This window comes from Kribbella sp. (genome assembly GCF_035655035.1).
Taxonomy (GTDB): Bacteria; Actinomycetota; Actinomycetes; order Propionibacteriales; family Kribbellaceae; genus Kribbella.
Genome location: NZ_DASRVN010000052.1, coordinates 1 through 8379 on the forward strand (window position 1 = coordinate 1; position 8379 = coordinate 8379).

The 8379-nt window shown below is 68.7% G+C and carries 7 protein-coding genes and 1 pseudogene; 6 read left to right on the top strand and 2 right to left on the bottom strand.

Annotated features, from left to right (window positions below; genetic code table 11):
* Positions 1-516 precede the first annotated feature (516 nt).
* Complete coding sequence (trhA, locus tag VFF46_RS03505) at positions 517-1212, bottom strand: PAQR family membrane homeostasis protein TrhA (RefSeq protein ID WP_325035541.1); 696 nt, start codon at positions 1210-1212, stop codon at positions 517-519.
* Positions 1213-1469: 257 nt separating this feature from the next.
* Here trhA and VFF46_RS03510 point away from each other — a divergent pair, with 257 nt between their 5' ends.
* On the top strand, positions 1470-2249 hold the full coding sequence (locus VFF46_RS03510; RefSeq protein ID WP_325035542.1) for an isoprenyl transferase: 780 nt from the start codon (positions 1470-1472) through the stop codon (positions 2247-2249).
* Here VFF46_RS03510 and VFF46_RS03515 read toward each other — a convergent pair.
* A complete protein-coding gene (locus tag VFF46_RS03515; protein ID WP_325035543.1) occupies positions 2246-3310 on the bottom strand; it encodes an NYN domain-containing protein in 1065 nt (354 codons plus the stop codon). The two genes, VFF46_RS03510 and VFF46_RS03515, sit on opposite strands and share 4 nt — an antisense overlap.
* A 406-nt stretch (positions 3311-3716) precedes the next feature.
* Between VFF46_RS03515 and VFF46_RS03520 the strand changes: the two genes are divergently transcribed.
* From VFF46_RS03520 to VFF46_RS03540, 5 genes and pseudogenes are all read left to right on the top strand, one after another.
* Positions 3717-5048 carry a PhoH family protein gene (locus VFF46_RS03520; RefSeq protein WP_325035544.1) on the top strand — a complete coding sequence of 444 codons (1332 nt, stop codon included), beginning with the start codon at positions 3717-3719 and terminating at the stop codon, positions 5046-5048.
* 303 nt (positions 5049-5351) lie between these two features.
* Complete coding sequence (locus VFF46_RS03525; RefSeq protein WP_325035545.1) at positions 5352-5924, top strand: hypothetical protein; 573 nt, start codon at positions 5352-5354, stop codon at positions 5922-5924.
* A gap of 14 nt (positions 5925-5938) precedes the next feature.
* Complete coding sequence (locus VFF46_RS03530) at positions 5939-6580, top strand: hypothetical protein (protein WP_325035546.1); 642 nt, start codon at positions 5939-5941, stop codon at positions 6578-6580.
* A gap of 84 nt (positions 6581-6664) precedes the next feature.
* Positions 6665-8065 carry a class II fumarate hydratase gene (locus tag VFF46_RS03535; RefSeq protein WP_325035547.1) on the top strand — a complete coding sequence of 467 codons (1401 nt, stop codon included), beginning with the start codon at positions 6665-6667 and terminating at the stop codon, positions 8063-8065.
* Positions 8062-8379 (top strand): annotated as a pseudogene (locus VFF46_RS03540) (DUF402 domain-containing protein); the annotation flags it as partial. The gene VFF46_RS03535 and the pseudogene VFF46_RS03540, both read left to right, overlap by 4 nt.

Consider the following 8379-nt stretch of genomic DNA (forward strand, 5'->3'; position numbering starts at 1 on the left):
TGGCGATAGGCAATGGATGCTGGGAACAAGCAATTACTTGTTCTCAGTCCCCGGTGGGTGTTCACAGTCCGCGCTCAGGTGTTCCTTGGAGGGTGGGTGAGCCGCCAGGCGCGGGCGGTTGGGCGAGCAGGCCGGGGGCGATCCGGCGGTGCGGGCCGTGGTGTGTGGCGAGCGCAGGTGATCCGCTTGTGCGTCAGGCAGGTGTACGGCGGACTACCTCGTCGAGCTCACGCTCACGTACGGCGAACCCGGGCGACCGGGTGGTCCGTGGTGTGTTGCGCGGATAGGTGGTCCGCTCGTTAGGCAGGTGTACGTGCGGATGCGTCGGGGCGGGGGATTCACCTGGTGTGGGTTCGTGCCGGTCGGCCGGTCGGCCGGTCGCTCGGAGGAGGAGTTTCGCGCGGGGTGGACTCGGCGCGGTGCGTACCGCGGGGTGTCAGCGACGTTCGCGCCGCACGCGCCGTACACGCCGGCGCCGCAGGACAACCCGGTGTGGCCGGGCGGCAGGGCGTGGGGTCAGCCGGCGCGGTAGGTGGCGATGCTTACGGCTATGTAGTGGCAGATGAAGGCGGCCACGGTGAAGGCGTGGAAGATTTCGTGGAAGCCGAACCAGCGGGGTGACGGGTTGGGGCGTTTGGTGCCGTAGACGACGGCGCCGATGGAGTACAGGCCGCCGCCGACCGCGATCAGCGTCACGACGGCCGCGCCGCCGGTGTGGTAGATGTCGCCCATCCAGAAGATGGCGACCCAGCCGAGCGCGAGGTAGATCGGCGTGTAGATCCAGCGCGGTGCGCTCAGCCAGAAGATCCGGAACAGGATGCCGGCCGCGGCGCCGCCCCAGACCAGGCCGAGCATCAGAAGGCGGTCCTTGCCGTGCAGCAGGACCATGCCGAGCGGGGTGTAGGTGCCGGCGATCAGCAGGAAGATGTTGCTGTGGTCGAGGCGGCGCAGGATCGCCTCGCCGGTCGGGCCCCAGTAGAACCGGTGGTACAGCGCCGAGATGCCGAACAGCAGCATCGCGCCGACCGTGTAGACCGCGGCCGCCCAGCGGGCGTTGGCGTGCGGTGCCAGGCAGATCAGGACGATGCCGGCGGCGGTGGCGAACGGGAACGTGCCGGCGTGCAGCCATCCACGGAGCTTCGGTTTCAGCGGGCCGATCCGGCCGGACAACCGGTGACCGAGTTCCTGGGGCTGGGCGCTGGAAGCGGACATCGCCGTCCTTTCGAGGGTTTCGGGCCGGATACCTACGCCACCGTAACCTACGGAACCGTAGGTTAAATGGTCCAGAAGGATGAAATGTAGGCGACGTCACCCGGACGACGCGACACCTCCGCGTGTTCGATGCACGAACTTCGCGGAAAGTTCGGACTGGCTGACAGCTTTCTGTGAGGCACTCCAGGGCCTCTCCCAGCAGGGCGAATCTGGGCTAGCCTCGTGGTCGAGAAGTCATTGAGGAGAGCACCCTGCCCATGCGGACACCTGGCAAGCAGAAGCTGCGCGGTGCGGTCTACGGACTGTACGAACGCCGGCTCACCCGATCGCTGTCGCCGGACCGGATCCCGCGGCACATCGGCGTCATCATCGACGGCAACCGGCGCTGGGCCCGGCAGGTCGGCGACCCGGTGTCGCGCGGTCACGAGGCCGGGGCCAACAAGATCTCGGAGTTCCTGTACTGGTGCGACGAGGTCGGCGTGAAGGTCGTCACGGTGTGGATGCTGTCCACCGACAACCTGACCCGTCCGGCCGACGAGCTGGAGCCGCTGCTCCGGATCATCGAGCAGGCCGTCGAGGAGCTGACCGCGATCGGCCGCTGGCGGATCCACCCGGTCGGGGCGCTCGACCTGCTCCCCGGCAGTACGGCGGAAGCCCTGAAGGCGGCCGAGACCGCGACCCAGGACGTCGACGGCATGCTGGTGAACGTCGCGGTCGGGTACGGCGGCCGCCGCGAACTGGCCGACGCGGTCCGCTCGCTGCTCCTGGAGGAGGCCGCGAAGGGCATCTCGATCGAGGAGCTGGCCGACCGGGTCGACGTCGAGCACATCGCCCGGCACCTGTACACGAAGGGTCAGCCGGACCCCGACCTGGTCATCCGTACGTCGGGTGAGCAGCGGCTCGGCGGTTTCCTGCTCTGGCAGAGCGCGCTGAGCGAGTTCTACTTCTGCGAGGCGCTCTGGCCGGACTTCCGGCACGTGGACTTCCTGCGGGCGATCCGCAGCTACGCCCAACGCGAGCGCCGCTTCGGCACCTAGACCAGAGAAACCTCCTGCAACGTGGACGGTGTGGTCCCGCGGCCGCATCGCCTGCACGTCGTACGGCGGCGCAGGTGGTACGCGTACGTCGCCGTGCCGAGCGCTGCGCCCCACACGGTCCAGAGGATGCCCGGCGCGTTGATCGCCCAGTTGTCGCCGTCGAGCGGCAGCTGGGCGTTCATCAGCCCTGCCGGGATCAGTACGACGGCCACGATCGACGCGGGGACGATCGCCAGCAGCGGCGGTACCCGCCGGCCGGCCGTGAACCAGATCCACCGCGGGTAGACCTCGCCCCAGCGGTGCACCAGCCCGTGGGTGAGGACGCTGCCCGCGAGCCCCATCACGGCCAGCCCGAGGCCCATCTCGAGCATCCCCGGCGTGTCGGCCATCATCCGGTGGAAGTCGTCGGTGATGCCGACGGGCCAGCCGAAGTACCAGGCGATCCGGGTGAACTCGTACGGCAGGTTCGCCACCACCGCGACGCCCACGGCCCACTTCCCCCAACGCAGCGCGGCCTCCGGGCGGGTCCAGGCGTGCTCCACGGCACCTCGTCCGCACGAGACGCACACGTTGCGGCTGCGGCGGTCGTACGCGATCGCGGTCGCGGCCCAGAGCACGCCACCGACGAACACGATGAGCAGGTTCACGCGATGCCAGTACAGAATGTCACCGACACCGCCCTGAGCCCCTGGTACGCCCGTGAACGCGAACACGACCAGTGCGGGCGCTAACGCCACAACAGCGATCAGTGTGTAGTCAGGAATCACCAGAGCGAGCCCTACGGCGAGTACTGCGGCAACGGCCTGCAGGAGCCGTCCGCGGGGTCGTGAGCGTGTCATCACGACCGCCAGCACCGCACCGCCCAGACCGATCGTTGCCATCACCGGAGCAACCACCTGGTACGACGTACCCTCAAGAATCGAGCCTGTGGCGCGGTCGTCCGGGACGGGCGCGAACGGGAAGCCTGAGCCGCCGAAGGACCAGTACAGGCCGAGTACGCCGTACACGAAGGACCAGAGCGCGGTGAGGTAGCCGGTCCAGGTCGGCCAGTTCTTTCGCATGCGTTGAGCGTCTCCGAGCGGCGTACGATGCCGGATCACCCAGCGGAGTGAAGCGACTCCCTCGCGGGGGGTAAGCCGTAACGCCGTGTTAACCCCGTGGCCGGGCGTGTCGGGCTGCGCCGTTTGCGGGAGGCTCCTACGCTGGCAGAGACGGTCGGAGGGGAAGCCGGCTGTCACGGGAGGCCCGATCAGTTTGAGAATCTCGTTCCAGCCGGTTGCCCCATGAGGGGCCGAACGGAGTCCCCGAGACCCTCCGCGGTCTCGAACTCACTGATCGCCGTTGCCGCACACGCGGCGGCGCGGACGGGGCCAACACCGGGCCCCGAGGGCGGCACCCGACCCATCACCTAACCACTGGCGGGCCGGGGCGAGGGTGTACGTCACGGCCTAGAAGAGGACGTGCGACATGGCCATCCACGCCAAGGCGTCAAGTACCTCATCCACACCGGACCAGCGCACCTTCGTGCTGGACACCTCGGTGCTCCTCTCCGACCCGCACGCGATGCTGCGGTTCGACGAGCACGAGGTGGTCGTCCCGGTGGTCGTCGTCACCGAATTGGAGGCCAAACGGCATCACCCGGAACTCGGCTACTTCGCCCGTACCGCGCTGCGACTGCTCGACGAGCTCCGGATCCTGCACGGACGTCTGGACGCACCCCTGCCAGTGGGGGAGAAGGGTGGAACTCTCCGGGTCGAACTGAACCACACCGACCCGGAGACGTTGCCGGCCGGGTTCCGGCTCGGCGACAACGACAGCCGGATCCTGGCCGTGGCCTGCAACTTCATGGCCGAGGGCAAGGACGTGACGCTGGTCTCGAAGGACCTGCCGATGCGGGTCAAGGCGTCCGCGTGCGGCCTGCAGGCCGAGGAGTACCGGGCCGAGCTGACCCTGGAGTCCGGCTGGACCGGGATGGCCGAGCTCGAGGTCGGTACCCAGGTCGTGGACGACCTGTACGAGCTCGGCGCCGTGGAGCTGCCGGAGGCCGGCGAGTTCCCGACCCACACCGGGCTGGTGCTGCTGTCGGACCGGGGCAGCGCGCTCGGCCGGGTGATGCCGGACAAGCGCGTGCGGCTGGTCCGCGGCGACCGCGAGGCGTTCGGGATCCGCGGCCGATCCGCCGAGCAGCGCGTCGCGCTCGACCTGCTGCTGGACCCTGACGTCGGGATCATCTCGCTCGGCGGCCGCGCCGGCACCGGTAAGTCCGCGCTCGCGCTGTGCGCGGGCCTGGAGTCGGTGATGGAGCGCCGCCAGCACAAGAAGGTGGTCGTCTTCCGGCCACTGTTCGCGGTCGGCGGCCAGGAGCTCGGGTACCTGCCGGGCAGCGAGTCGGAGAAGATGCAGCCCTGGGCCCAGGCGGTGTACGACACGCTGGGCGCGCTCACCAGCAGCGACGTGATCGACGAGGTGATCGACCGGGGCATGCTCGAGGTGCTCCCGCTGACGCACATCCGCGGCCGGTCGCTGCACGACGCGTTCGTGATCGTCGACGAGGCGCAGTCGCTGGAGCGGAACGTGCTGCTCACGGTGCTGTCCCGGGTCGGTGCGAACTCGCGGGTGGTACTCACCCACGACGTCGCCCAGCGCGACAACCTGCGGGTCGGACGGCACGACGGCGTGGTCGCGGTGGTCGAGCAGCTGAAGGGGCACCCGCTGTTCGCGCACGTCACGCTGACCCGCTCGGAGCGCTCGCCGATCGCGGCGCTGGTCACCGAGATGCTGGACGACTTGCAGTTGTAAGGAGTGTTCGTGTAGTTAGGTCATAGCTTTCTGTAAAACGAAGGTAAGAACGGTGCGGTCGCCACGCGGCGGCCGCGCCGTTCGTCCGTGACCTGCTTGTGATCACGGACGGTTTGCGCCAGAGTATGTTCTCGTTGCAGCCGACGGGGGTCGGGTTTCTCGGAAGGACAGATGAAAGCGAAGCGCTCCGTCGCGGTTCTTGCAGTTACCGGAATCGCCGTGGTCTCCGTTGTCGCCAGTGTCGACCTCTTCAGCTCTCCTGGGAGCAGTAGTGCGTCGGAGCAGGCAACCGGGCGTGCTGAGATGGCCGTCCTGAACAGTGGCAAGGTGCTGGCCAGCGACGACAAGCCGTCCACCACACCGATGCCAGGCGCCTCCGCTGCCGCCGCTGACGCGATCCGGATGCGGAACCAGGTCGAGGCCATCGCTCAGCAGCAGGTTGCGCTGCAGAACGCGGCCGACCAGAAGATGGCCGCCAAGAACGCCGTTCTGAAGCGTTACGAGGCTCTTGCCCGCGCCAACCGTTCCTCCAGCGAGGAGCGCGCCAGCCGGGACGCCGAGCGGAAGAAGTACGCGGGCACGCCGAAGGAGGTCGCGATGAACCTCCTCCCCGACCACGGCTGGGGCCAGGGCCAGTTCAGCTGCCTGGAGAAGCTCTGGAACAAGGAGTCCCGCTGGCAGGTCAGCGCGGCCAACCCGTCGTCCTCGGCGTACGGCATCCCGCAGGCGCTCCCCGGCAACCGGATGGCGGCGTACGGCTCCGACTGGCGCACCAACCCCGTCACCCAGATCAAGTGGGGCCTGGACTACATCGAAGCGACCTACGGCTCTCCCTGCAGCGCCTGGGGCCACTCGCAGGCCACGAACTGGTACTGATCACCCCGTCCGACGTGGAGCTGGCACACGCAGTGAGCGAGCGCGGTGAGCTGGTACTGCGCCGCCGCGACGACGAGGCGCTGGAGCTGCGCGTCAACGGCGTGTTCGTGATGGACGACCAGGAGACGTCCAGCGAGGAGCTCCTGGCGTCGGCGGCGCTGGAAACGGTCAGGCACCCGGACCGGGTACTGGTCGGCGGGCTCGGCCTCGGGTACACCGTTCGCGCGCTCCTGACCGACGATCGGCTCGGTGAGGTGGTCGTCGCGGAGATCGAGCCGGACCTGGTCGCGTGGATGCGCGCGGGCCTGGTGCCGTCGGTGCTCGACGACCCGCGGGTTGCAGTCGTCGTCGGGGACGTCCGTACCGTGGTTGCCGACCTTCCCGACGCGTCCGTCGACGCGATCCTGCTGGACGTCGACAACGGCCCGGACTTCCTTGTCTACAACGAGAACTCGGCGATCTACACGTCCGGATTCCTGGCCACCTGCCACGCCAAGCTCCGCGCCGGCGGTGTCCTCACGGTATGGTCCTCGTCGGCGTCACCCGCCTTGGAGTCGGCCGTCGAGGCCGTCTTCGGTGCGTGCGACGTCAAGCCCGTCCCGGTCCGCCTCCAGGGCCGTGACGAGTTGTATTACGTCTATCAGGGCAGCTCGTAGCCGACCGATCTTCTCCTCTGTGGTGTTGTCCACAGGTTGTCGATCGGGGCTTTTCGGCAGGGTCGATCGACGTACTCTGCAGGTATGGGTGATGACGCAGAGTTCAGGATCGAGCACGACACGATGGGCGAGGTCAAGGTGCCCCGGGACGCCTTGTGGCGCGCGCAGACACAGCGCGCGGTGGAGAACTTCCCGATCTCCGGGCGGCCGCTGGCGCCCGAGCTCGTGCACGCACTGGCACAGATCAAGGCCTCGGCCGCGGTCGTGAACGCTTCCCTCGGCGTGCTCGACGCGGACCGGTCGGCGGCGATCGTCGAGGCCGCGGACCAGGTGGCCGCGGGGGAGTTCGACGCGGAGTTCCCGATCGACGTCTTCCAGACCGGGTCCGGTACGTCGACGAACATGAACGTCAACGAGGTGCTGGCCACGCTCGCCACCCGCGCGCTCGGTGCCGACGTGCACCCGAACGATCACGTCAACGCGTCGCAGTCCAGCAACGACACGTTCCCGTCGGCGATCCACGTCGCGGCCACCGCGGGCGTCGTACAAGAGCTGCTGCCGGCCTTGGAACACCTGGCGGATTCCCTTGCCCGCAAGGGATCCGAGTTCGCCGAGGTGGTGAAGTCCGGGCGGACCCACCTGATGGATGCGACGCCGGTCACCCTCGGCCAGGAGTTCAACGGGTACGCACAGCAGATCCGGCGCGGGGCGTCCCGGGTGCGGGCGACGCTGCCGCGGGTCGCCGAGCTGCCACTGGGCGGTACGGCGGTCGGCACCGGGATCAACACGCCGCCGGGGTTTGCCGCCGCGGTGATCACCGAGCTGAATCGGCGGACCGGGCTCGAGCTGTCCGAGGCCGAGGACCACTTCGAGGCGCAGGGCGCGCGCGACGGCCTGGTCGAGCTGTCCGGGCAGCTGAAGACGGTCGCGGTCAGCCTGACGAAGATCTGCAACGACCTGCGCTGGATGGGCTCCGGGCCGCGCGCCGGGCTCGGCGAGATCGCGCTGCCGGACCTGCAACCGGGATCGAGCATCATGCCCGGCAAGGTGAACCCGGTGATCTGCGAGGCGACGCTGATGGTCGCCGCCCAGGTGATCGGCAACGACACCACGATCACCGTGGCCGGTGCCGGAGGCAACTTCGAGCTGAACGTGATGCTTCCGGTGATCGCCCGCAACCTGCTGGAGTCGATCACCCTGCTGGCGAACAGTTCCCGCCTGCTCGCCGACCGCTGCGTCGACGGCATCACCGCGAACGTCGACCACGCCCGCGTGCTGGCCGAGTCGTCACCGTCGATCGTCACCCCGCTGAACCGCTACATCGGGTACGAGAACGCCGCGGCGGTCGCCAAGAGTGCTTTGAAACAAGGGAAAACCATCCGCGAGGTCGTGATCGAGAACGGTCACGTCGAGAAGGGAGACCTCACCGAGGAGCAGCTGGACGCGGCCCTCGACGTACTGTCGATGACCCGGCCGGGCTCGTGACGCGGTACTGGAAGCCGGGCACGACGATCGAGTGGGTGTACGAGGGCAGCGGCCGGCACGCCGGCCTGCCGAACGTACGGCCGATGACGGTCGTGCGCGACGACGCCGACGGGCTGGTCGCCTGGCTCGCCGGCGGTACGCCGTTGCTGAAACCGGTGCTTGTCGACGGGCGGGAGACGCGGTACGCCGGTCCGATCGGGATGTTCACCGAGGACCGGGTGCTGAAGCTCGACGTCTGGCGCGGGACCGGGATCCTCAAGGCGTCACCGTCCGGCAAGCCGTGGTCGGTCTGGTACTTCTGGGCCGCGGACGGG